This is a genomic window from Paenibacillus sp. FSL R5-0345, from assembly GCF_000758585.1.
Taxonomy (GTDB): domain Bacteria; phylum Bacillota; class Bacilli; order Paenibacillales; family Paenibacillaceae; genus Paenibacillus_AQ.
In genome coordinates this window covers 5,450,197-5,474,529 of the sequence record NZ_CP009281.1, presented here as the reverse complement: position 1 = coordinate 5,474,529, position 24,333 = coordinate 5,450,197, and the positions used below count along the sequence as shown (strand labels likewise).

Here is a 24,333-nt window from a genome sequence, read left to right as displayed (position 1 = left end):
GTTTGGTATATTGCCTATTTGCTTATGAATCATTCGATTTTGCCTAGTCCATTCGCAGTGTATAACGCTATGTTTCACTTGGGTGCACAGGATATTGCTTTGAATGTGGGGTATAGCTTGTTCAGAATTTTTGCAGGTGTAGTGCTTGCGTTAATCATTGGGCTGCTCATTGGTCTTCTGATGGGACGTTCGCTGACTTGGAATAAGCTGCTGGACCCTGTGGTTTACTTAACCTATCCTGTTCCAAAAATTGCTCTGCTTCCGGTTGTGATGTTATTCTTTGGGCTTGGTGAAACATCTAAAATTTTAATGATTATGTTGATTCTCTTGTTCCAGATTATCATTTCGGTTAGGGATGGTGTGAAGGCTATTCCTGAGAATACCTATGATGTCTTAACGAGTATAGGGGCAAGTACAGTGCAGAAATTCTGGCATGTGACACTGCCGGGTGCACTATCAGTCATTCTGAGTACGATTCGTATTTCGCTTGGAACGGCGATATCTGTCCTCTTTTTCACGGAGATTTATGGTACCGAGCATGGTATGGGCTTTTTCATCATGGATGCTTGGTTAAGACTGGATTATCCGGAAATGTATGCGGGAATTATGCTGTTCAGCTTGGTGGGGTTTGTCCTCTTCTTGCTTGTTGATTTTCTGGATTACAAGTTTATGAAGTGGCGGAATTAACTGTGCCAGGGATCCAACACATCCAAACCAAGGGAGCAAAACGATGAATAAGAGCACATCGGGAACTGAACACAGATCAACATCAATGGCTGAGAAGAAAGTGACCTGGCTGGAACTGTTTTATGATCTACTGTTTGTAGCTGCAGTTTCAAAAGCGAGTCATGTCTTATTGCATGTAGAGACGGGTACAATTCCACTTGAATACTTATCCAAGTTTATCTTAATCTTTGTTCCGATCTGGTGGGCTTGGGTGGGGCAATCGGTTTTTGTTAACAGGTTTGGACAAGACATTTTTTCACACCGAATATTTCTGATTCTACAATTATTCTTTGTATTAATCATGACAGCTAGCTTATCGGTTGATTTTGATCAACATTATGTACCATTCTTAGTAGGTTATGTTGGTTTAAGAGCCATGACAGCCATTCAATATCTTACGGTACATAAAAATGAAGAGGACGATAGAAAGAGCACTGCCTGGTATTTGGGAAGTCGATTTTGGATTGGTATAGTAATCTCTTCTTTATCACTTTTCTTCGATTCTTGGGTTCGTTATGCAGTGCTGTATGCAGGAATTACTGTAGACATCTTGCTCCCCTTAATCGGTCGGAAATACTTGGTGAAAAGCCCTATAAACACTCATCATTTATTAGAGCGCTTCTCATTGTTCACGCTCATTCTGCTTGGTGAATCAGTGGTCAGTATACTTGCAGTGCTGCAGTCCAGCCACTGGACCTGGCAATCTATTTTATTTGCATTATTAACTTTCTTATTAATTATTGCGATGTGGTGGCAATATTTTGATAATGTTGAGAAGAAAGTGGACAAGAGTATAGAGACTGCCGGGCAGACCATAATTTATGGACATTTGTTTATTTATATCTCCTTGAGTATGATCGCTGCTTCGATCCAATTGTTATTTCTGGAACAACTGGATTATATATTTATGGTGTTTTTTATTTTTGGGTCGGTGTTGCTCTACTTCTTCTCTACTTCGTTGGTCTTCCATAAATATAGACGTTCACAGCAAAGATTAGGGATGTTCCATTTAGTGTTATTATTAGGTTTACTTGGAGTGTTTTTCGCAGTAGATTTGCTTTTCCTTATACCTAATTACCTGATCATCGGAGAGATGATGTTGTTCTTTGGTGTATATGCCAAAGTAACGACTTGAGCAGCTTTACATCGCAGCTGAATCATAAGAAGAAGGAAGCCGGTCCATGTGATCGGCTTCCTTTTTGTTTTATATCCATGAAATATAATCTATTTAGTTAAGAACGAAATTAGTTCAAAGAAAACAGAGACAGCCTAAGACTTTATCCGTCTAGGGCTGCTGCAGCTCTATAGGTGGTATCCACACATAAAGCTGCATATAATCCCCTGTCCCTATCGCCCAAGAAGAGCAGGTACAATAAATCGGCCGAAGACATTTGCAGGTGAGCGTTTCTTATATTTATCCGCAGTGATGACTGCAACCAGCTCGTAGGCTGGAACCACAATAATGTGCTGACCCATGAAACCAAGCGCAAAATAATAAGGGATCTCATTCGGCTGCTGCTCTGTGCCTGCATTGAATGAGGATACCCACCAGTGCCAGCCGTAGAAGCCCTTCTGTGGAAGTGTGGCTTCAACATATGGGTGAGTGGACTTCTGAACCGTGTCTGAAAGAATAAGCTGCTGAGCCTTCCAGCGCCCCTCTTGCAAATAAAGGAGACCGAATTTCTGCATATCCTCTGGCTTCAGATAAAGGCCAAAACCACCAGTATGTATGCCTTGCGGATCACTATCCCAGCGATAGCTTTCGATGCCAAGCGGCTGAAACAGCTGATCTTCGGCAAAGGCAGCCACGTCTTGTCCAGAACAATCCCGCAGAATCGAGGATAAGAGCTGAGAGCATCCGGAGTTATAAGTCATCACGGTTCCAGGCGTATGCGCAAGCGGCTGCGCGAGCACAAACTTTATCCAGTCTGCGGTTTTGGTCATGGTCGGAAAAGAATTCTGCCCCCCAAACTCCGTCCAGTTAAAGCCAGCTGTCATTGTTAATAAGTGACCGATCGTGATCTCTCTTTTTCGTGGGTCCTGATCCTCTTTTAATAAAGGGAAAAAGAGTGAAATAGGGGTATCCGGTGGTGGAACGATTTGTTTATCTATGGCTATGCTGACTAGAGCGGCGAGCACACTTTTGGTGCATGAGTTAATTTTGCCAAGCTCTACTGCAATTTTAGGCTCGCGATAATGCTCCAGTATGGGTTTTCCATGTTGAACGATTAGACAACTGCGAATATCTAGGCCAGTAATACCGTCTATAAGCGGCTGAAGGTTCCAGTCAGTGATGTGGGTGGCCCCCTTTCATAGATGAGTTGAAGCTGTAGCTGCCTACCATTATAGCTTATATAGCATACATTACATAAATGTTGTAATTTCCTGTCGTTAATTAAATATGGAAAATATAAGAAATTATCTGTATAATGTTATGAATCACGTGTTAGAGGAGGATGAATTCTTTTGAAAAGCAATAACACGCACTTTGTTCATCAGACAGCTAAAACGGTATTGATTACTTCAGTGGCAATCGCATTATTGTTACCACCAAGCTTGGCTGCTGCCGATTCTACATCTGTTAGCAGCAACACTGTGGTAACCCAGGTTAGCGCACAAGCCCCGACTACTACAACGACGTCCGAGGCAGATATTACAAAAGTGAAATTCACGCAGGAGCAAGCGATTGCAAAGCTAAGAGAATTATTCCCATCCCTAAAAAATGCAACGGTAAACAATGTTCAACTGGGATCTAACCAAAGCTACCCCGCTCCAGCAAATCAAATGATCTGGAATATTCAGTGGCAAATGCAAGAAGGGAATATGGGATATGGCTTTAGCAGTGAGATAGATGCGATTAATGGAGATATTATCAGTACGTATATTTCATATCCACGTGAGAATAACGAATCCTATTATCCACCGAAAATATCGCAGGCGCAGGCACTGGAGATCGCCAAGGCTTTTGTGGCTAAGGCAGCTTCATCGGTTAAGAGCAGTGATCTGCAATTAAATGAGAATGTTGGTTATAATTATTTTTCGAGCGCTTTATTCGGTCCTGTTCAATATGGCTATTTCTTCAATATCATGAAGAATGGTCTTCCCTCTGGATCGGATAGCATTAACATAGCTGTGGATGGGAACGGAGATGTAATTCAATTCTCTAAGTCTTCTCAAGGGCTTGAGTATCCGTCTGCACAGCCTAAGATTACCTTGGAGCAAGCACAGAAGCAATTTGCGGATCAGCTTGATGTAGGTCTTTTTTACATTCCTATTTATAAGAACGGAAAACCCAACAACTGGATTCTAGGCTGGCGTCCGGTGGATCAATCTCTATATCCTATCGATGCATTGACCGGCAAGAGAATAGATTATGAAGGAAAAGAATCCGTATCCACTCCAGTCGTGTATTCAGATATAGCCAAGAGTAAGGATGTCTTTCAAGCAAGAAGCTCTACTACAGAGCTTTCTGCAAAAGAAGCGGAACAGCTTGTAAAGAAGGTAGCTTACATTCCAGCAGATCGTAAATTGATTTCTCAAAGCTTGAGAAACGACTATCAGGATACGAATCGGAAGATCTGGCAGTTATACTGGGGTGGTAATGGAAATGAACGTTTCATTGGTGCTGGTTTTCCAGAACAATCCTCTGCTGAAATAGATGCAAAGACCGGTGAAATATTGCAGTACCAAGTTCAAACCTATGGTGTTACTCAGGATAAAAAAGAAGAGCCGGCTCCTGTTGGAGGGAAGAAGCTTAGTGAGGCTGAAGCTAAGTCTAAAGCGCTTAGTATAATTAATAGCCTATATCCTCAGGCGAGCGAGAAGCTAAAGCTTGTTGAATATGGAGCTAATTCAAGCGTGACTTCAGACGGATCTGCATTCAGATACCAGTTTATTAGATATCATCAAGGGATTCCTGTGAGTGACAGCAATATTACGGTAAGCTTGGATCTTTACGGCAGACTGATTTCTTACATGGGGAATCGGATAAGCGGTATCGATGAGATCACATTATCGCCAGATGCTAAAATATCCAAGAAGGAAGCACTCGAAAGTTATAAACCCAAATATCAGACTAAGCTAAGATACACTCAGGTTGGCGGATACAATACTTATAGCAGTTATGTCGCGCCAAAGGTGAAGCTGGTATATGATACAACCTTTGATGAATCTAACGGATTGTATCAGGTTTTAGATGCAGCCACTGGAAAATGGACTGCGGTTTATGATTATCTCGGTCAGCAAGATACTCAAATATCTGCGACGGATATCAAAGGCCACGCAGCAGAACAGCCATTGTCAGAATTAGTAAAGTATCATGTGCTTACTCCGGATGCCGATGGTAAAGTGAACCCGGATCAAGAAATAACTGTTGGCGATTGGATAACCTATCTTGTTAAGGCTTCTAATCCGAATTTCAGCAATTATTATAATAATAATGAACGAAAAACTGTGGCTGGCGTGAAGCCTGAAAATTCATATTATGATGCTGTTACTTATGCGGCAGATCGTAAGTGGATCAATAAGGATGAAAGCCTCCAAATTGATAGTAAATTAACCCGGGAACAGCTTGCTGTTCTGCTGGCTAATTTTTTGAAATACAACAAACTCACAACCTATCTTGATAAAGATGTGACTGTAAGTCAATTTAGCGATAGTTCATCTATTAACAAAAAGGGTGCAGTGGCTCTTGTTGTGAAATTGGGAATCTTAAAGGATGACAACGGCAAGTTTAATCCGCAACAGACGGTATCGAAAGCGCTGGCGGCTACGGTGATTATGAAGCTGGTGGAGCTGCAAGGAAAGACCGATCAGATTATAGGTCAATAAGAAAAAAAGAAAATAACCCGAAAGACAAACACCTTTACAGTTCAGGGTATGTCTTTCGGGTTATATTTTTTTTTACAATACAAATACAATTAATGGAGCTGTTTATCTACTTCTTTAACTGGATTTTCTCCAACATTCTCTTCTACCTTGCTGCTCATAAACCAACCGATTGCAGCGATGAGCACGAGTACAACATAGAAGGTAACCTTCCAAATGGTACTATGCGCGAAATCCTCGGAAAGAACACCAAGTGAAGGGTGTGCCAAGGTAATGACTGCGAGCTTAACGCCGACCCAGCCTACGATGAAGAAGGCTGCAATTTCAAGACCTGGACGGGTGTGAAGCAGCTTAACGAAGAAGGAAGCTGCAAAACGCATAATAACCAATCCGATAAATCCGCCGGCAAAGATGACGAGGAATTGTCCGCCGTCAAGGCCTCCGATTTTTGGAAGACCACTTGCAGGAAGTGCAACCGCAAGTGCAACTGCGGCTAGGATGGAATCCACCGCGAAGGCGATGTCAGCAACTTCTACTTTAAAGACAGTAAACCAAAAGCTGGATTTCTTTTTGTTGACTGCGCCGTCCGTACCGCTTTCAGCTGCCTCATCCGTAACTGGTTTCTTGATTAATAGTTTTCGGAAGATATGGTTCCCCGCGATAAACAGTAAATAAAGTGCGCCGATGGCTTGTACTTGCCAAATATCAACCAGGTAAGAGATGACAAATAGTGAACCGAAGCGGAACACGAAGGCTCCGGCTAATCCGTAGAATAGTGCTTTTTTTCTTTCCTCATCAGGAAGGTGTTTAACCATAATTGCCAATACCAGTGCGTTATCTGCGGCTAGTAGTCCTTCAAGTGCTACAAGAACTAGTAATACCCAGCCGTACTCTAATAATAATCCCCAATCCATTACTGTTGTCCTCCCTTTTCTTATGCAAATATCTACTAAAAGATACTTACCTTACCATTTTAACCAATTTTATATAAAAAAGACCTTTACCAAACAGATTAGCCTTTGGAATAAAGGTCTAACCTGATTGGTAAAGGTCTCGCTAACAATGTTGAATTGCCAATAAAGCCGGAGAATATCCTCATATTCTCGTATTGACGACTTTATTTAACAGCTACTCCCCTTTACGGGATATATTAAATTTTTGATTTAATTCGTTGTGATTTTGCCTAAGGAGATCATATACGAGTTGAAAGTTAATGTCAATAAAATGTTGGAGAAAGAAGAGAAGCTAGAGTTCTCCGTGTTTTTTGTGTTATCCCTTAACCGCTCCGGCGGTAATTCCCTTGGTCATCTGTTCTGTGAAGAGCAGATAGATCAGGATGGTCGGGATCGCAATGATCGTCATAACCGCGAACTGAGCACCATAGTTGGACGAATATTCTCCGGCGAATTTCATAATGGAGAACGGAATGGTTTTGAGATCCTCTGAGGTGAGGAAGGTGTTCGCCATAATGAATTCATTCCAGGTGCTGATGAAATTGAGTACACAGATGGTAGCGAGTGCGGGTTTCGTAATTGGCAGGATGATGCGGAAGATCACACCGTAAATGCCACAGCCATCGATAACCGCCGATTCTTCAATCGCGCGAGGGATGGTCTCAAGAAAACCGGTCATAATGAGCACGCTCATTGGAATGACAATAGCCGAATAAGGCAGAATCAGCGTGTACATATTGTTCAGCATTCCGAGCTTGTTAAACAGGATAAAGTTCGGCAGCAATGTCGCATGAATAGGAATGATCATGCCCATCATGATGAGTGACAACACAATACCACTCAGCTTCCATTTCATGCGTGTGAACGCATATCCCATCATCAGTGACACTAGTGCGGACAGCGCAACGGTAATTACTGTAATGATAAGACTGTTGGCAAAATAGCGTGGTACACGCCCATAGGTAAAAGCGTTTCTATAATTCTCCCATTGCGGTGGCGATGGCCATTTCAGAAAAGAGCTTCCGAAGAAATCACCACTCTTTAGCAGGGAGTAATCGATCAGCCAGATGAGCGGAAATAACTGAATCAAAGCGATGAGACAAAGAAACACCATCATTAGGATTTTGCCAGTTGTAGGTTTACTGCGCTTCTGTTTATGAAGCTTCAGATTGGGGGGCGAAGCGGCAGGTGCTAATGAATTATTCATATGATTTCCTCCGGTTACAGGGATTCTAAAACTCTCCGATATCTTTCTTCAGAACCTTGTTGAGTATTACGGTCAGTACAAGGCAGAACACAATGAATAGGATGGATATGGCATTACCGTAGCCGTATAGCGACGATGAGAAGGCGGTTTTGTAAAGGTAGTTCCCTAAGAATTGCGTGCTGTTCGCCGGGCCGCCGTTAGTCATTAAGAACACGGTTTCCATTTGCTTAAGACAGGTTGTAACCGCGATGATAATGGCAACTCGCATCATAGGCGACAGAAGCGGAATGATGATGCGCGTGTAGAGGGTGTAGTTGTTCGCACCATCGATCTTTGCGGCCTCGCTTAAGTCACTTGGAATGCCTTGCAGACCTGAATAATAAAGCAGCAGTGCGTATCCAAAGCCTTGCCACATAACAACAATGATGATGCACCAGATCGCTGTCTTCGGATCTCCAAGCCAATCATGTGTGAGGGAATCCAGCCCAACACCACTTAGCAACTTATTGAGCAATCCGTAATTGGGATGAAAAATCCCGCTCCACAGCTTGGCTGTAACCACAACAGAAATTACGGCTGGGATAAAGAAGATCGTCCGGAATATTTTTTCGTATTTGCCGGAATTGGTCAGGAAAATCCCTATGAGAATAGCAAAGGGATGCTGTAAGAATACAGTGGCAGCAGTCAGTAACAGGGCATTGCCCAGCGAAGTCCAGAATACTTTGTCATGAAATAGGATTTCACGATAGTTATCAAAGCCGATAAAATTGTACTTCCCGATTCCGCCCCAGTCTGTAGAGCCGTAATAAGCGCTCATGAAGATAGGGATGCAAATCATAAAAGCAAACAGGAATAGCCCGGGTGCGATGAGTAGGAATATCGCTTTTTTGTCGCTTAACACTCTGTGCATGGAAATCTCCGTCCTTTGAAAGAGTAATCTATCTACTACCATCGTAACGGGAAGCCAGACCCTGGAACATGCCGTATATTTCAGATGATTGTACACATTTTTTAAATTATGGAATGATAATTTTCTCTGACGTCGAAGGCGCTTATGCCCGAACAACAAACCCCCGACCTCTGGGGGAAGTCGGGGGTTGTACGCCACTATTTATGATGTTAAATCAGAAGCGCCGTCATTCATATACCTAGTAGTATTAGCGTTTATTTACCAGCCAATTTATCGGACGCAGCGTCAAGCGCTTTGGCGAATTCCGCTGTATTCATAGCGCCGGAGAGCAGGCTTTGGTGAGCCTCCATTACCTTTTGCTTGAACTCATCGTTACCAATATCCTGCAGCGGAGTTCCGCTAGAAGAGGTCATTGAGCTGAAGACATCTACTAGTTCTTTTTGGAGTTGAGTTTCATTACCGGTTAAGAATTCATCGAATTTTTGCGCAGGTGTACCCGCGCCAGCTTGCCATAACATCTTGGACCAGTTCTCAGGCGCGAAGAAATATTTCAAGAAATCAACAGCAGCTTCAGGATGCTTGGAGTTCTTACTTACTGCATACCCACCACCGTACCAAGCAGCATCATCCGTTGACTTACCTTTATCTGAACCAGGGAAAGCGAATGCGCCTACATTATTACGGAATTCTTCAGAGAAGTTCACATCTGTAGCTAGGCCGGACTCCCAAGCGCCCATAAAGAACATAGCGGCTTGTCCTTGTCCGAACAAGTTACGTGCTGCGCCATAATCAGCGGTTAACCAGCCATCGGCAAAGCCTTTAGCATTTGCGAAATCTTGCATTTCCGTTGCAGCTGCAACAAGGCTAGGATCATTAAAGGATATTTTACGTGCAACAGCTTCATCCATCTTATTGAAATCACCATTTTGACGTTGAGCAACGAACTCATACCAGATTGGCAGCGTCCATGCATCCATACCATTCATAGCGATCGGGTTAATTTTGTTGGCACGCAATGTTTTGACAGCTGCCAGCAGGTCAGCAGTAGTCTTTGGAACCTCGATGCCGTTGTCAGCAAAGATTTTTTTGTTATAGAACATGACCATATAGTCGGCACTGCGTGGCAATCCATACAGCTTGCCATCTTTGCTGAAGCCGTCCATGGAACCGGAAACAAATTGATCGCCTTCGAAGTCAGCGCTGTTCAGCTCAAGCAGCAAGTCATTATCGAGTAGAGGACTCAGGAAAGAAGGCTGACCCCAAGCTTGAATGATATCAGGCATCTGATTGCTGGAAGCATATACTTTGATTTTTGATTTATAAGGCTCATCTTGAAGCGCTTCCACTTCTATCTTGACGTTAGGGTGCTCTTTCATATAAGCGTCGATAATGTCTTGCTCCACCTTGCCTGAACCGTTTGCTCGATCCGCAAGTGCGGTAAAGAACTTCAGTGTAATTTTTTCGGCTGGTGCGTTTTCCGCTGCGTTCGCTGTTGCCTCGGCAGTAGCTTCGGCTTTGTCATTCGCAGGAGCGTTTGTAGCTTTCGCATTGTTATTTCCGCCACCGCAGCCTGCAAGCAGAGCTGGAAGCATTAGACTCATAAGCATTAGCTTGATTCCTTTATTTCTCATCAAAAACCCACCTTTTTAGAATGAAGTATTTTGAAGAAACGATTGTTATCTATCGATGAAGCCGACAACGTCGTTTCTTCTTGAAATATAAGAATGTATAAGTTTCACGCTATACATTATCCTTATATTTCTCGCATAAACGCTGACCGTCTATAAGAGACGTCGAAGGCGTTTTTGCTTGCATCCTCATCTTAAGAGTTTCTAGCTAATAGAAACATGGTCCATATTTAAGAATAATGTAGGCATTTTTTAGCGAATGTAAAAAGCCGGTTCAGGGCTGAATGATTTCAGTTATACTTGGTTTACACATCTTTCTAATATAAATGAAGGTGGTTCTCATGAATCGGAATTTTCGCTTACTCAGCCGTTATCGCCATCTTCCGCTCCAATTTAAGCTGTTGTTATGGTTCGTTCCTCTGCTTCTGGTGACCATATTTGCTATGGGTTGGAACTCTTATCAGATCTCTTCGCAGCAGGTTGTGGAGAAAATGAAGCAGTCACAGGATCATCTTACCAAAAAAACAGCAGAGCAGATCGATGAAATGGTGCGAGGCATGATATCTTTTTCGAATACACTCTTTCTGGATGAAAGTGTGCAGCGGCTTTTAGCATCGTCTGAAGCGCAAAAGGAACGTAATTCTGTATTTAAGACCGTTACCAATCTTATGGTTGCAGGCAATTCTATTCAATCTCTGATCCTATACTCTTTAGAAGATAACAATGGAGCAGAGCCTTTTGCTGCGAATCAGGCAGGATTGACGACAGGTATGAAGTACTCGGATTTTATCAAAACCTCGTATTATCAGGAAGCTATTAAAGCAGCAGGGAGCCCAACCTTTGGACTCTCCAGACCCACGGACGGCATTTTTGTAGGCGATCATTATCATAAGATTGTCCTTTCCAGAATCATCAAGAATATTTACACCTTAAAGCCGGCAGGACTCGCTGTGATCGGTGTAGATGCAGGGAAGATTGGGAGTCAATATCTCGACAATGCTGAAGATGATGTGGATATGTTCGTGATTGATCGGAACGGGCTGATTATTACGGCTTCGAACCCGAGCTGGATTGGCAAAAGAGATCTGGAACTTCCGTATTTTGCAGACAGCGATCCTAATCTGACTGTGAAGAAAAGGCTGGAATCTACAGCGGATCATAAGCAGTGGATTGTGTCGCATCTTCAGTCGGAGACGACGGGCTGGTATGTGGTGGTGGCTCATTCCAAGCGGCAGCTTGTTAAAGAGCTTGGTCAGATTTTACAGGTCACAATGACGATCGCTGTTCTGTGTTTAGTGGTTAGCCTCATGGTTACCTGGCTGGCAGCTGCCGCTATTACGAAACCGCTGAAGAAGCTTTCCCGTTCGATGCGCAGACTGCAGACAGGTGATTTTACGCAGCGGGTATTTTTTGAAGGAAATGACGAGATCGGCCTACTCGGGCATGGTTATAATCTAATGGTGCAGCGGATTAAATCGCTCATCAATGATGTATACGCCTCAAGAATGAAGCAACAGGAGGCAGAATTGAAAACGCTTCAAGCTCAAATTAGGCCGCACTTTTTATATAACACGTTAAATACAATTTGTTGGGAAGCCGAGAGGAAGGGAGATAAAGAAATTGCCGATATGGTGTATTCTCTCTCTCAAGTGTTTCGGCTGAGCTTAAATGATGGACGCGATACGTTTACCTTGGAGCAGGAAGTGGAGCTGGTGACCAATTACTTGTTCCTGCAGAAAAATCGCTTTAAGGAGCGTTTTGAATTCGAAATTTCTCTGGATGAGAGTATCAAGGATTTTACTGTACCAAAGCTGCTGCTGCAGCCACTAGCCGAGAACGCAGTGATTCACGGGATTGAGCCGTTGTCTGGCAGTGGACTAGTATCGGTTCGTGCTTATCGTATAGAGAAAACTATTGTGCTTGAAGTACAGGATAATGGTGTGGGGATCACAGCAGATAGACTTTTAGAGCTACACCAACGTTTAGCGAGGGGAAACTCTTTAGCTGAAGAAGAGAATGTTGGACGTACAGGATTTGCGCTCATGAATGTGCAGGAACGACTGTCCTTATTTTTTGCGGGAGCCTCTTTGCAACTGGAGAGTGTAGAAGGGGCTGGCACACGTATTATTATTCATATCACGGTGGAGGGTCCATAAATGATGAAGCTGCTGATTGCCGAAGACGAAGATACGATTCGTGAGGGCATCGTAAATATGATTGATTGGAAGTCTCATCAGATTGAGGTAATGGGTGAGGCGGGGAACGGAAGTGAAGCGCTGGCTTTGATGGAGAAAGAACAGCCCGATCTTTTGTTAACGGATATCCGTATGCCGCAAATGGATGGTCTGGAGCTGATTGAAGTCGCGCGGCGCAGAGGGTACGGCTTCCGGTCGATTATTTTATCCGGCTATAATGAGTTTTCTTATGCGAAGCAAGCGATCTCCCTAGGCGTTGTTGATTATGTGCTGAAGCCCTGCCGCCCTGAGGAAATTTTGAAGACGGTACTGAAGGCCAAGGAACTCATTGAAAGACAACGCAATCAAGAGGATGAGCAGCTTAAACGAGACCGTTCCTGGCATAAAAATGCACCGCTTGTCAAAAGCCAGGTCCTTTCCCAATGGATTTATCATTCACCGGTTCCGCTAGAACGGCGACAGGAGCTGATCGGAGAGTTATCAATGGCGATTGGCTTTGAAGGGCCGCAGATTGGTCTCGTCAGCTTTGATTTTGACCCGCCTTCCGCTACAGGCACAGGGCAGGATTTTGTGCTTTTGCGTTACGCAGCATTAAACATTATCAGTGAGACATTGTCACCCATCTATCGAGGAAAGATAGAAACTTTTCATGACGGCAACAATTTGCTCTGGATCGGCAGCGGCTTAGCCGGAACGGATTCTCGCAAGCTTTACCGAGCGCCCCTCCAGTTGAAAGAGCAAATTGAGAAGCTGCAGTGTAATCTGGAGAAATACCTCAAACTATCAATCAGTATTGCCGTTGGCTCCTGTCGTTCGGATATTTCTGAAGCTCATCTGTCGTATAAAGAAGCGCTTCAGGCGATGGAATCGCGATTTTTGAACGGAAAAGGCGGTGTCTATTACTATACAGAAGGAACGGGAGTAATAGGTGGCGCTCCGCAGGAAATCGGGATTTTAGATGATTCTGAATTAAATGAGCTGGAGGATGAAATGCTTGTGGCGGTGGGTGCTGGGAGCAATGAGCTCGCACTTGATCTGCTGGAGAAATGGCTCGATCGTTTTCGCAGCAATCCGGGATGTCTTAAGCAAGAGGTGAATATTCGAGCCACGGCTTTTGTAGTTCGATTAAAGAGACTCGCGCAAGAGAAACAAGTCGCTGGCTTCGAATGGAAGCAGCATTTGGTCAATTGGATGGAGCAGGCACCACAGATAGAAACACTCGAAGAGTTGTCTACGATTTTGAATAAGGTTATGCAGAATGTGGTAGAGGCTTTTTCCAACCATCGACCGCTGCATCGCACAGTAGTCACTGCAATGGAGATCATTCGTAATAAATATAATACCAATCTGACACTAGAGTATGTCGCGAAGGAAGCCTATGTTTCTAATACTTATTTAAGTTCACTATTCCGCCAGGAGCTTGGTGTGAATTTTCTCGATTACTTGCATCAATACCGGGTAGAAGAAGCGAAAAAGCTGCTCCGCCAAAATCTTAAGATGTACGCTGTTGCCAAATTGGTGGGGTACGGTGAAGAGCGCCACTTCAGTGCTACTTTTAAAAAATGGACTGGACTTACGCCCTCGCAATATCAAAAAGGACTAACCAAGTAGGGGGAATTTGTTATCTACTAGGCTCTGTGTGGTTAAACTCTACATATAGCTAAATAGGAGGTAACCGAGTTATGAACCCCAAATGGTGGAAAGAAAGCGTCGTGTATCAGATTTATCCGATCAGCTTCATGGACAGTAACGGAGATGGAATCGGAGACTTACAAGGGATTATATCCAGACTGGATTATTTACAGGACCTAGGTGTAGATGTGATTTGGGTCTGCCCTATTTATAAATCACCTAACCATGATAACGGGTATGATATCAGTGATTATTGTGACATTATGAAGGAATTCGGCACGATGGATGATTTTGACCGGCTTCTCAGGGAACTGCACGCACGTGGAATGAAGCTGATGATGGATTTGGTGCTGAACCACACGTCACATGAGCATCCTTGGTTTGTAGAATCCAGGTCGTCGAAGGACAATCCTAAACGGGATTATTATATATGGCGAAAAGGTAAAAATGGCGGTCCCCCGAACAACTGGGAGTCTTATTTCAGCGGCTCGGTCTGGGAGCTTGATCCGCATACGGATGAATATTATCTTCACCTCTACTCTAAATACCAGCCCGATCTGAACTGGGAGAATCCGGTGGTCATTGATAAGCTGCATGAGATGGTGGAGTGGTGGCTGAAGAAGGGCGTGGATGGATTTCGCTTTGATGCGATTGCACATATCGTGAAGACGAAAGGCTATCCAGATGCAGACAACCCGAACGGAACACCTACTGTAAGGGCTTATGGTATGTTCTCCAATCTGGAGGATGTACACACCTTGCTGCAAAATCTATACGATAAGGTGCTATATTTCTACGATATTATGACGGTAGGAGAGACTTCAGGACTCGGACCAGAGCAGGCGCTGGATTATGTAGGTGATGGACGTAGGGAGCTGAATATGACTTTTCAGTTTGAGCATATGTTTCTGGATGCCGCTTCGCCGGGTAGTGGGAAATGGGATGTGGTCCCTTGGAATCTACTAGAGCTGAAAAAGATCATGAGCAACTGGCAGACGGTTCTGCATGACAGAGGCTGGAATGCGAATTATCTATGTAACCATGACCAGCCGCGCTCGGTATCCCGGTTTGGGAATGATCTCTTTTACCGGATTCCTTCGGCCAAAATGCTGGCGACCTTTATTCATATGTTGGAGGGCACACCTTATATTTATCAAGGAGAGGAAATCGGCATGACGAATGTCTGTTTCGATTCCATTGATGAATACCGGGATGTGGAGACCCTTAATTATTATGAAGAGAAGCGAAAAAACGGTGTTCCAGAAGAGCAGATTATGTCTGCGATTCATCATAAAAGCCGGGACAATGCCCGTACCCCTATGCAGTGGGATGATGGACATGCAGGCGGTTTTACAACGGGGACGCCCTGGATTGAAGTCAATTCCAACCATATGGAGATCAACGCTGGCAACGCGGTAAAAGATCCGGATTCTATCTACAACTACTATAAACAGCTGATTGCGTTAAGAAAAAAATACAAGGTGATCGTATACGGATCGTATGATCTACTGCTAGCAGAGCACACTGAGATTTATGCGTATACCCGAACTTTAGAGAATCAGCGACTGTTGGTCATTTTGAACTTTTTTGATGGAGAGCCTGAATTCGAATGGCCAGCGGGGTTCGATTCAAATCCAGATCATCTGGAGCTATTAATCAGTAATTACACGCAGTCAAAAGATCAGGATATTCGTTCTTTCAAGCTTCGTCCTTATGAAGCAAGGGTCTATTTACAGCAGCTTGTGTAAAGGAAGTTACAATAAGAGTTGTCATTAAAGGCCGAGAGGTCACGATGATGACTCTTCTTTGAGTTTGTCAGCAAAAGACTGTACAATGGCGTTACATAAGCATACATAAGAGGAGTTGCAGAATGACGCCTGTAGGAGGAGAGACAACATGACTGAATGGTATGAAAAGAGCTTCGGAGAGGATTATCTGATCGTATATAGACATCGGGATTTCGGTGGTGCACGTAAAGAAGTGGATCAGATGATCGCCTGGCTGAGACTACCTCCAGGTTCGAAAGTGCTGGATTTATGTTGTGGGATGGGACGTCATTCTCTGGCACTTGCGGAGGAAGGATACGAGGTTACGGGAGTAGATTTGTCGGAGGTCTTGCTGCGTGAGCTCGATCTCAAGTCGGGGCGGAGAAAGTAACCTGGATCCGTTCCGACATGCGTGATTTACCACTAGATGGAGGATTCGATGCCGTAGTTAATCTGTTCACTTCTTTTGGTTATTTTGAAAAAGATGAGGAGCAAGTAAAGGTTCTGCGTGAAATCTATCGTCTGCTGAAGCCAGGTGGCAAGTTCGTTATTGATTTTTTGAATCCTGCGCATGTGATTCGTCATCTGGTGCCGCATTCTACGCGTGAGGACGGAGAGAATTTGATAGATGAGTCACGCCGGATTGAGGATGGTTATGTGAAGAAGGACATCATTCTAACCACTAAGAATGACCCTACGCCTCGTCAATATCATGAGCGTGTGAAGCTTTATTCACTGGAGGAGTTCAAGGAAATGATTGAGAAAGCGGGCTTGCAGCTCGAAGCTGTACATGGCAGCTATGAAGATGAGGTTTATGATGCAGAAAGGTCCACGCGGATGATCTTTGGTGGAACACGTCCCTAAATGGTTTCCGGAAAAAGATTTAAAGGTGGTGAACGCTCCATGTCTAAGGCAGAGCTTACTTCATGGGACAAGAACATTCTCCAAGTCTCGGTACCCATGGACTCGCCTCTTCGTCAAGTGAACAGCTATATTCTTTCGGACGAAGATGGGAGAGTGACTATTATCGATCCGGGTCCGCGCAGCCCGGATACAGAGAATTGCTGGCTCGGGATTTTGCAGGAGCTGGACTTGTCGTGGATGGATATACGGGATATCGTCGTTACGCATCACCATCCCGATCATTATGGATTATCCGGCTGGCTGCAGTCGCAGAGTGGCTGTAAGGTGTGGATGACGGAGCGTGCCCATGCGGAGGCTAGATTGATGTGGGGCGATGGCTTTGGTGATGATCGAGGCAATGGCGCTGAGGAAAATGCAGGGAAAGACAATAGCAAAGACATCAATGAGATATTACCGGTTTATTTCATCCGGCATGGGATGACAGATGAGTGGTCGAACGGGATTAAGGCCCACTTGGAAAGCTTTAATTCCCAGGTGGAGCCGCAGCCTGTCGTTTCTTATTTCAATGTGGCGGAGCCCTTCAAGATGGGCGGCCGTAAATGGCAGCTCATTATTACTGGCGGACATGCACCGGGGCATGTGAGCCTGTATCATGCTGACAGCGGGCTTATGATCTGCGGGGACGCTGTGCTGCCGCAGATCTCGCCCAATGTCAGCCTGCTGCCAGGCAGCGATCCCCAGCCGCTGCAGACGTTCCTTCAGGGGCTGCGGGAACTGGGCAGCTACCCGGTCAGCATGGCATTCCCGGGGCATCGCGAGCCCTTCGCTGGCTTCGCGCACCGGGTGAACAGCCTGCTCGCTCATCATGAGGAGCGGCTGGATACAGCGGGTGCCCTGCTTGCAAACGGTCCGCTAAGCGCGTTTGCGGTGTGCGAAGTTCTGTTTCGAAGCCGGGTAACCACCGTTCACCAGATGCGCTTTGCGATGAGTGAGACCCTAGCGCATTTGGCGGAGTTAGTGCGCCGGGAGCGGGCGGTGATGCTGGAGGTAGACGGCGGTTTCTTGTTCGACGGAGCTTAAAGTGTTGAAGAGCATATCAGTTAGAGTATGTTACAAGATCGACGTGGAACAGATGATGTATAACACTGTTAAAGAGCAGTCTTCCTTTGTGAGGACTGCTCTTTTTGTATTTGAGTAACTAAATGTTGGTAGTGATTAAATTATAGGAATTCATAGAACCCATCAAAAAAAAGCGATTGTCCCAGCAGCCCGCAGGGCTTGTGAAACAATCGCTTTTTCCTCAGAGTTACATTTGATGTATTAGAAACTCACCTTCTGGTGCATCTGAAACTCCTCACTCCGGAGTTTCATCATATTCTGCAAGTTTTCTAGCGGCTTCTTCACGATCCTCCGGTGTATGAGGCAGTTCAAGCTCAATTTCTCGCTCCGCTTGCTTGCGGTGTGCGATTCGGCTACTGGCTGCTGCCGCCACGGCTCCGACGATGTCGTCGAGATAGGTGTGGATCTGTCCCGTGCTTTTATCATTTAACCGTTTAAGAACGCCAGGCTTCAGCTTGTCTACATAGCCATAGTTCGTAAATCCGATACTGCCGTATACGTTCACGATAGAGAAGGCAAGAATCTCATCTACGCCGTACAATCCCTCATCATTCTCGATCATATCCTGAAGGGGGGAGAACAGCTTGCCCTCTTCTGCCAGTACATCTAATTGAATACCTGTTAGCACAGCATTCTGCACTTCTCGCTTGCTAAGCACCATCTCTACATTATGGATACATTCATCCATCGTTAAATTCGGATAGTATTTCTGTTGCAGAAACATTACGAGCTCCGCAATTTCCTCCAGAGTTACTCCACGCTTGTTCAGCCAGAATTTGGTCGCATCTGCGACGGCCTTGCTGTTCAGACTGTACGGTATTTTTGCGATTTTTTCATCAGCCATGTTCAGTCACCTCGTTGTTTAGTAAGTCATTTCATTACAGCAAACGTTAGTATGATGTTAAGGACTGTTGTTACCTCAGATTGTACGTTTACCGGAAGTATTTGTCCAGAGAGGGAAGTTTCAGTGACCTGAAATCCAGGTCCTACTTGAGATGAAGAAGTAGTTCACAGGCTTTTCCAACAATTTAGGATAAGCTGTTGTTATTTTTTGGACAAAGGTCTCGTATACATAGCAGTACAAATGATATCTAACCTTGAAAGGGGTAATAAATGATGAAACCTATGCAACAAATCCGCGGAATCTCCGCAGTCTGCTTACTCGCAGTTCCACTGGCACTGTCCGGTTGTGGGCTGTTTGGTTCAGAATCGGCATCGATTGATGCTCCGCCACCAGAGGTTGAAGCGCAAATGTTACAGACTAGTGGAGGTACTACTTTGGATTCAGGTGTATTTGGTCCGGTGACACAGGAGGATACACAGACAGCAACTAAAGGCAGCACCAAAAGCGCTCAAGGTACTGCTTCCGGAGATCGGACAACTGTATTTTTGGAAGATGGTAATGGATTACTCGCTCCTGTATCCCTAAGCTTGCCAAAGAGCAAAGATGCTTCCTCCGCTCTCAAAAACTCGTTAATGGCTCTAGTGAGCAAAGGAGAATATGCCTCATCAGTGCCTAAAGGATTCCAAGGCGTTCTTCCAGCAGGAACAGAAGTAAGTGTTACGGTAGACAAATCTAATCTTGCGGTTGTGGAATTTAATTCAGAGTTCAATAACTATGATCCTGCGGATGAGCGTAAAATCCTCGAAGCTATCACTTGGACGCTGACCGGTCAAGATGAGATTAAAGGCGTACAACTCTGGGTAGATGGTAAAAAGCTCACAGAGATGCCGCTACAAGGAACTCCGCTGGATCGTCCATTATCCCGTACAATAGGCATTAACTTGCCGAAGCAAGGTCCACTTCTGATGAACTCAAGTGCGGTTACTGTTTATTTTTCCACAACATCCCCTGACGGTATCCAATATTATGTTCCTGTAACCCGCTTTGTACCCGCCGGACAAGAACAGCTGACTGCTGCTTTGAACGAATTGATTGCAGGTCCTGAATCCGGTAATGGGCTGGAAATGGTCATGACACAGGGAACGATCCTTGATTCCGTTGATGCTGGGCAGAACGGCGTAGTTACCGTGTCCTTGACTGACGATATGTTCACAGACGGTAAAGGGGTACCCGCTGAGATGCTGGAATCGGTTGTGTTGACGGTTGCGCAAAATTCAGATGATTCTCTGGTGCAAATTCGCTTGAATGGCAAGGAATCGATTACTGACACGGATAATGTGGACTACAGTAAACCTGTTTCCGCACCAGAATATTTGAATGAGATCCCGTTATAGAATGACCCTTTAAGGTTTAAAAGATGCTTTTGTGCCTCCTCTTTGGTAGAATAAAAGTTGCTCAAAAAGACGTTACGTCCCAAGCATTGTGCTACTCAGTATTTATGACGGGGGAAATGGGACTCACGCTAAACTTTTAGCTATACGATGTAGGAGGCAGAAAAGATGAGATCAAACGGGCGAAACGACGACCAATTACGGCCGCTGACAATAACGACCCAAACGAATAAATATGCTGAGGGCTCCGTGATCATTGAAATGGGAGATACCAAGGTCATTTGTACGGCTACTGTGGAGGAAAAAGTGCCTCCATTTCTTAAAGGGCAAGGAAAAGGTTGGGTAACCGCTGAATATTCGATGCTTCCTCGGGCAACTCAATCCCGTAATCAGCGTGAAGCTGCACGCGGTAAGCTTACCGGACGGACTATGGAGATCCAACGGCTGATCGGACGAGCGCTTCGTTCCGTAGTGAATTTGCAAGCGTTAGGCGAGCGTAGTATTACACTGGACTGTGATGTGATTCAGGCGGATGGTGGTACGCGGACCGCTTCGATTACGGGTGCTTTTGTTGCTATGGCATTTGCTATTAACAAAATTGCACTTCAGCACAAGCTGCCTGTGTTTCCTATAACAGATTTCTTAGGGGCAATCAGTGTCGGTGTTGTAGGGGATAAAACGCTGCTCGATTTGAATTATGAAGAAGATTCCAAAGCAAAAGTAGATATGAATGTAGTTATGACCGGCGGCGGTGCTTTTGTTGAACTTCAGGGCACTGGCGAAGAAAGACCGTTCACGCGTCAAGAGCTTGATCTTTTGCTAGGTCTAGGTGAGAAGGGAATTTATGAACTGATTGCTGCGCAGAAAGAGGCGCTGGGAGCAATTGCTCTCAAAATCCCTTCCGGCCAGCCGGGCCAAGAGGTGTAACATGAGGTCTGACGGCGGCATTCTCATTGTTGCGACGAAGAATAAGGGGAAAGTGCGCGAATTCGAGCATGCTTTTGCTCCGCTGGGGCTGACAGTGAAAAGTATGTACGATTATCCGGATCTGCCTGATGTGGTAGAAGACGGAGCCACTTTTGCCGAGAACGCCTTTAAAAAATCCAAAGCTGTAGGTGATGCCCTCGGAATCCCGGTCCTCGCTGATGATTCGGGTCTTTGTGTAGACGCTTTGGATGGCAAGCCGGGTGTGTACTCTGCGCGTTATGCAGGGGAAAATGCTACGGATGGAGAGAATAATCTGAAGTTGCTTAGCGAGCTGGAGCGATTGAAGCAGGGGGAAGACACCGACCAGCCTTTGCTGAGCACAGCTAGGTTTGTCTGCACTTTGTCGCTGTATGATCCGGTTTCTAAACAGGAGCTAACCGCAGAAGGCGCAGTGGAGGGCTGGATCACCTCAGAACCTTCCGGTGCTGGCGGATTTGGTTATGACCCACTCTTCTATCTCTCGGAGCATGAAAAAACTATGGCCGAGCTTACGCTGGAAGAGAAGCAGCAGATCAGCCATCGAGGTGCTGCATTGCGAATGCTGACAGCGAAGCTGGAGAAGAAGCTGGCAGCTGAAGGCGAACTAGCTGAGGAATAGAGTATTTTTATACAAAACAGGGTGTCCAAAAGCCATTGGCTGCTGGACATCCTGTTTTTTTGCGTGTTCGTGTCCATTACCGGACACAGCTGATCTTAAAAGTGGCTTCATTTATGATTTTAGAATTTAACGGACTCCAAAGTCGCTATTAGCACTAGACTCAGAGGTTGTAAAATACTCGGAAATATTAATGTAGAGCTTTTTATTGGCTGGATTATAACAGCTTCCAAAGAGCAGGCGTGGAACCTGGTTCCCACCCTTGAAGGGAAGTGTGAGGCTGCAAGCATGAATATGTTTTTCCATTATAGGTGACGACGTCGCCTACTTTGTAGGCTACCCCAGTTACCCAAATAGAGCCTCCCGAAGTAGGTGTAATGGTAGGCAACGGAGTTGACGTCGGTACAACGGTAGCTGTAGATGTTGGTACAACAGTTGATGTTGGTGCCACCGTAGGTGCCAAAGTCGGCGTCACTGTTGGAGCTACAGTTACCGCAGGTGTAGATGTTGCGGTTTCGCATGCGCTGATGAATTTCCAGACACCATTAGCGCCGCTCAGATCTGGACGATCTCCTTGCGTCCACCACTTGGCTTCATAAAGTGAACCGTTGTAGGAAACGCGCTGTCCGCCAGTGTACACGGTTGTCGCACTCCACGTCGCTGCCGAACATTGTCCCGGTGTAGGTGTTGGAGTCACGGTTGCAGTCGGTGTTGGAGTAGGAGTCACGGTAGCTGTCGGCGTTGGCGTTGCAGTAGGCAGCGGTGTTGGTGTTGCTGTTGCAGTCGGTGTCGCGGTTGGGGTAGCTGTTGGTGTTGCTGTCGGTGTAGGAGTTGGCGTGATGCCTCCATACAACTTCTCGTACTCCTGCTGGGACGAGCTTCCGTTCAGCGTAATGCGTTGCGGCCCGCCCGAGAAGTTCAGCTTCATCATACCCGGAACTTCCAGCGTGGCTCCGTTTGCAATCGTTTGGGAAGCCGTCCCGGTAATCCGGTAGCGATTAAAGTCCCAAGCCGTAGAGATTTGCTCTACAGTACCAGCTCCCCATGCAGAAGTCAGGGTGGTGGTTGTCGGTAGATCGAATTCAAGCTTCCAACCACCGGCGATATCTGTACCTGTGTTATTCGTTATTTTCAGGGAGTAGGTATAATTCGGATGATCGTAAGCGCCACTGAAGCTAAGACTGAAGTTCGTAGGTGCAGGTAGTTGTGGCTTCGGAGTTCCACCTGGCAGAGAGGCTGTCTTAAGCTGGTCATAGGCAAAATCGGTCAACGAGTTGCCATACGTATAAGTGCCATCACTCTTTTCAGAGTAATCGCCTGTCAACTCCCAGAACATCATCCCTCCCAATCCTTTTTGCTTGATATAATCCAGTTTGTAGCCGAGTGACTCCTTATCTTCATACGTAAGAAAGACCTTCTTGTCTGCGTTGAACAAGTATGGAGTTTTGGTAACGGGATCGAAATAACGTTTGTTCGCTGGATCTTTGAGCAGGTTCAGCACATGCCAGATAGGATTTGCGCCAGCAGGCTGCTCTGGTGCAGGATCGTTCCAGATTCCGTAAATGCCGTCTGCTCCGCCTCCGGTTGTAGGAGCTGTACCGTAAAGACCGGTGTTGTTGATGCCTCCATTCACATTCTTCCAGCCACGTGAGTAGTAAGGAACTCCGATGACGATTTTTTCCGGAGGAAGCGTACCCAAATAGTATCGAACGGCCCAGTCGGTATTCAGAACCGGAGTGCCTAGTGCAGCTGTTTCGGTATCGCGAGAATCTGGATACAGGGCGGAATGCGGCCCTACATAGCCATTCCACGCGCCGTGGAAATCATAGGTCATAAGATTCGCCCAGTCCAAATACTGGTTAGCTTCCCCGAGCTTCATCCCGCCAAGAATCCAGGAGGAGGCGGTAGCGGCGACGGTTAGGTCATATTTTTGATTGTCCTGTGCGCCTGCCTGATCCAGCTTTTCACGAAGCTTTTTCATGAGGAGAACATAGTTGTTGTAATTCACTGTGCGCAGTGGCTCAGCCACACCGAAGTCATTCGGGTTGCCTGATTGTCCGGTACCGGATGGGTACTCCCAATCAATGTCTACACCGTTGAACTGGTAGGTTCGTAGAAAATCTACGACACTATTCGCAAACGTCTCGCGGCCAGCTTCCGAATTGGCCATGTTATAAAAACCACCAGAACCCGACCAACCACCAACCGAAATCAGGGTGCGGACATCGGGATATAACTGCTTATACTTTACGAGTTGATTAAAATGTCCTTTATACGGCAAATTCGTTAGTTGGCCGGGATAATCTTTTTCGATAGCTGCTGTACGGTCCATCAGATCAATCTTGTTCGTTTGAGCGTTTACCTTGGCGAACGCATAGTTAATGTGAGTGATTTTGTCCCAGGGTATTTTGTCGACAGTATAAAATCCTTTATTCTCCTGATCTCCCCACTCCGGGAAGTAAGCAACAATTTTACGCGGATGATCTGCAGCGGGAGCGGGAGCAGTAGGCGTTGTCCCTGCTGCTAAGGCTACTTGCGACGATCCACCTGCACTTGTATATAGCGGAAGCAGAATGATGGCGCTCATTAAGGCCGCAATGTAGCGTGCAGATTTACTTCGCCTATTACGTGTACTTATATTCATTTAACATTCCTCCAAAAGGGATAATATGACTGCGAGAGTAGATAG

At 45.5% G+C, this 24,333-nt stretch carries 17 protein-coding genes and 1 pseudogene; 11 read left to right on the top strand and 7 right to left on the bottom strand.

The features are described from left to right. Positions 1 to 24: 24 nt before the first annotated feature. Positions 25 to 687: an ABC transporter permease gene (locus R50345_RS24115; protein WP_231573910.1), complete on the top strand. Its 663-nt coding sequence runs from the start codon at positions 25 to 27 to the stop codon at positions 685 to 687. Between the two features lie 85 nt (positions 688 to 772). Further along, a complete protein-coding gene (locus tag R50345_RS24110) occupies positions 773 to 1,861 on the top strand; it encodes a low temperature requirement protein A (RefSeq protein ID WP_042132430.1) in 1,089 nt (362 codons plus the stop codon). A gap of 212 nt (positions 1,862 to 2,073) precedes the next feature. Here R50345_RS24110 and R50345_RS24105 read toward each other — a convergent pair whose 3' ends face one another. After that, the gene (locus R50345_RS24105) at positions 2,074 to 3,021 is read right to left on the bottom strand and encodes a serine hydrolase domain-containing protein (protein WP_042130728.1); all 948 of its coding nucleotides are present in this window, start codon (positions 3,019 to 3,021) and stop codon (positions 2,074 to 2,076) included. A 171-nt stretch (positions 3,022 to 3,192) separates the two neighbouring features. On the opposite strand from R50345_RS24105, the gene R50345_RS24100 reads away from it, so the two are divergent. Continuing rightward, a complete protein-coding gene (locus tag R50345_RS24100) occupies positions 3,193 to 5,556 on the top strand; it encodes an S-layer homology domain-containing protein (protein WP_042130727.1) in 2,364 nt (787 codons plus the stop codon). An 89-nt stretch (positions 5,557 to 5,645) separates the two neighbouring features. Here R50345_RS24100 and R50345_RS24095 read toward each other — a convergent pair whose 3' ends face one another. The 4 genes from R50345_RS24095 to R50345_RS24080 form a co-directional block, all read right to left on the bottom strand. Beyond that, complete coding sequence (locus R50345_RS24095; protein ID WP_042130725.1) at positions 5,646 to 6,467, bottom strand: TerC family protein; 822 nt, start codon at positions 6,465 to 6,467, stop codon at positions 5,646 to 5,648. Positions 6,468 to 6,822: 355 nt separating this feature from the next. Further along, complete coding sequence (locus tag R50345_RS24090; RefSeq protein WP_081954172.1) at positions 6,823 to 7,713, bottom strand: carbohydrate ABC transporter permease; 891 nt, start codon at positions 7,711 to 7,713, stop codon at positions 6,823 to 6,825. A gap of 25 nt (positions 7,714 to 7,738) precedes the next feature. Then, positions 7,739 to 8,623 carry a carbohydrate ABC transporter permease gene (locus R50345_RS24085; protein WP_042130723.1) on the bottom strand — a complete coding sequence of 295 codons (885 nt, stop codon included), beginning with the start codon at positions 8,621 to 8,623 and terminating at the stop codon, positions 7,739 to 7,741. A gap of 254 nt (positions 8,624 to 8,877) precedes the next feature. After that, positions 8,878 to 10,254 carry an ABC transporter substrate-binding protein gene (locus R50345_RS24080; RefSeq protein WP_042130721.1) on the bottom strand — a complete coding sequence of 459 codons (1,377 nt, stop codon included), beginning with the start codon at positions 10,252 to 10,254 and terminating at the stop codon, positions 8,878 to 8,880. A gap of 338 nt (positions 10,255 to 10,592) precedes the next feature. Here R50345_RS24080 and R50345_RS24075 point away from each other — a divergent pair, with 338 nt between their 5' ends. The 5 genes and pseudogenes from R50345_RS24075 to R50345_RS24055 all read left to right on the top strand — a co-directional run bounded on the left by R50345_RS24075 (position 10,593) and on the right by R50345_RS24055 (position 17,788). Beyond that, positions 10,593 to 12,407 (top strand): sensor histidine kinase, encoded by a 1,815-nt coding sequence (locus R50345_RS24075; RefSeq protein WP_042130719.1) that lies wholly within the window; start codon positions 10,593 to 10,595, stop codon positions 12,405 to 12,407. Continuing rightward, a complete protein-coding gene (locus tag R50345_RS24070) occupies positions 12,408 to 14,057 on the top strand; it encodes a response regulator (RefSeq protein ID WP_042130717.1) in 1,650 nt (549 codons plus the stop codon). A 71-nt stretch (positions 14,058 to 14,128) separates the two neighbouring features. Continuing rightward, positions 14,129 to 15,826 carry a glycoside hydrolase family 13 protein gene (locus tag R50345_RS24065; protein WP_042130716.1) on the top strand — a complete coding sequence of 566 codons (1,698 nt, stop codon included), beginning with the start codon at positions 14,129 to 14,131 and terminating at the stop codon, positions 15,824 to 15,826. 148 nt (positions 15,827 to 15,974) lie between these two features. Then, positions 15,975 to 16,708 (top strand): annotated as a pseudogene (locus tag R50345_RS24060) (class I SAM-dependent methyltransferase). Beyond that, positions 16,709 to 17,788, top strand: a complete 1,080-nt coding sequence (locus R50345_RS24055; RefSeq protein WP_331281340.1) for an MBL fold metallo-hydrolase — start codon at positions 16,709 to 16,711, stop codon at positions 17,786 to 17,788. 274 nt (positions 17,789 to 18,062) lie between these two features. Here R50345_RS24055 and R50345_RS24050 read toward each other — a convergent pair whose 3' ends face one another. Further along, entirely contained in the window at positions 18,063 to 18,671 is a 609-nt protein-coding gene (locus R50345_RS24050) for a phosphatidylglycerophosphatase A family protein (RefSeq protein WP_042130715.1), read from the bottom strand. 272 nt (positions 18,672 to 18,943) lie between these two features. Between R50345_RS24050 and R50345_RS24045 the strand changes: the two genes are divergently transcribed. The 3 genes from R50345_RS24045 to R50345_RS24035 all read left to right on the top strand — a co-directional run bounded on the left by R50345_RS24045 (position 18,944) and on the right by R50345_RS24035 (position 21,647). Then, complete coding sequence (locus tag R50345_RS24045; protein WP_197069712.1) at positions 18,944 to 20,065, top strand: GerMN domain-containing protein; 1,122 nt, start codon at positions 18,944 to 18,946, stop codon at positions 20,063 to 20,065. 165 nt (positions 20,066 to 20,230) lie between these two features. Then, positions 20,231 to 20,989 (top strand): ribonuclease PH, encoded by a 759-nt coding sequence (rph, locus tag R50345_RS24040; RefSeq protein WP_042130710.1) that lies wholly within the window; start codon positions 20,231 to 20,233, stop codon positions 20,987 to 20,989. Position 20,990: 1 nt separating this feature from the next. Next, positions 20,991 to 21,647, top strand: a complete 657-nt coding sequence (locus R50345_RS24035; RefSeq protein ID WP_042130708.1) for an XTP/dITP diphosphatase — start codon at positions 20,991 to 20,993, stop codon at positions 21,645 to 21,647. A 214-nt stretch (positions 21,648 to 21,861) separates the two neighbouring features. Here R50345_RS24035 and R50345_RS24030 read toward each other — a convergent pair whose 3' ends face one another. Further along, positions 21,862 to 24,288 (bottom strand): glycosyl hydrolase family 18 protein, encoded by a 2,427-nt coding sequence (locus R50345_RS24030; RefSeq protein WP_052414715.1) that lies wholly within the window; start codon positions 24,286 to 24,288, stop codon positions 21,862 to 21,864. Between the last annotated feature and the right edge of the window lie 45 nt (positions 24,289 to 24,333).

What these genes read in the sequence shown, in the direction of transcription:
- R50345_RS24115 (WP_231573910.1), top strand. Translation starts at nt 25, where the DNA reads ATGAATCATTCGATTTTGCCTAGTCCATTCGCAGTGTATAACGCTATG.
- R50345_RS24110 (WP_042132430.1), top strand. Translation starts at nt 773, where the DNA reads ATGGCTGAGAAGAAAGTGACCTGGCTGGAACTGTTTTATGATCTACTG.
- R50345_RS24095 (WP_042130725.1), bottom strand. Translation starts at nt 6,467, where the DNA reads ATGGATTGGGGATTATTATTAGAGTACGGCTGGGTATTACTAGTTCTT.
- R50345_RS24090 (WP_081954172.1), bottom strand. Translation starts at nt 7,713, where the DNA reads ATGAATAATTCATTAGCACCTGCCGCTTCGCCCCCCAATCTGAAGCTT.
- R50345_RS24085 (WP_042130723.1), bottom strand. Translation starts at nt 8,623, where the DNA reads ATGCACAGAGTGTTAAGCGACAAAAAAGCGATATTCCTACTCATCGCA.
- R50345_RS24080 (WP_042130721.1), bottom strand. Translation starts at nt 10,254, where the DNA reads ATGAGAAATAAAGGAATCAAGCTAATGCTTATGAGTCTAATGCTTCCA.
- R50345_RS24075 (WP_042130719.1), top strand. Translation starts at nt 10,593, where the DNA reads ATGAATCGGAATTTTCGCTTACTCAGCCGTTATCGCCATCTTCCGCTC.
- R50345_RS24070 (WP_042130717.1), top strand. Translation starts at nt 12,408, where the DNA reads ATGATGAAGCTGCTGATTGCCGAAGACGAAGATACGATTCGTGAGGGC.
- R50345_RS24065 (WP_042130716.1), top strand. Translation starts at nt 14,129, where the DNA reads ATGAACCCCAAATGGTGGAAAGAAAGCGTCGTGTATCAGATTTATCCG.
- R50345_RS24055 (WP_331281340.1), top strand. Translation starts at nt 16,709, where the DNA reads ATGGTTTCCGGAAAAAGATTTAAAGGTGGTGAACGCTCCATGTCTAAG.
- R50345_RS24050 (WP_042130715.1), bottom strand. Translation starts at nt 18,671, where the DNA reads ATGGCTGATGAAAAAATCGCAAAAATACCGTACAGTCTGAACAGCAAG.
- R50345_RS24045 (WP_197069712.1), top strand. Translation starts at nt 18,944, where the DNA reads ATGAAACCTATGCAACAAATCCGCGGAATCTCCGCAGTCTGCTTACTC.
- rph (WP_042130710.1), top strand. Translation starts at nt 20,231, where the DNA reads ATGAGATCAAACGGGCGAAACGACGACCAATTACGGCCGCTGACAATA.
- R50345_RS24035 (WP_042130708.1), top strand. Translation starts at nt 20,991, where the DNA reads ATGAGGTCTGACGGCGGCATTCTCATTGTTGCGACGAAGAATAAGGGG.
- R50345_RS24030 (WP_052414715.1), bottom strand. Translation starts at nt 24,288, where the DNA reads ATGAATATAAGTACACGTAATAGGCGAAGTAAATCTGCACGCTACATT.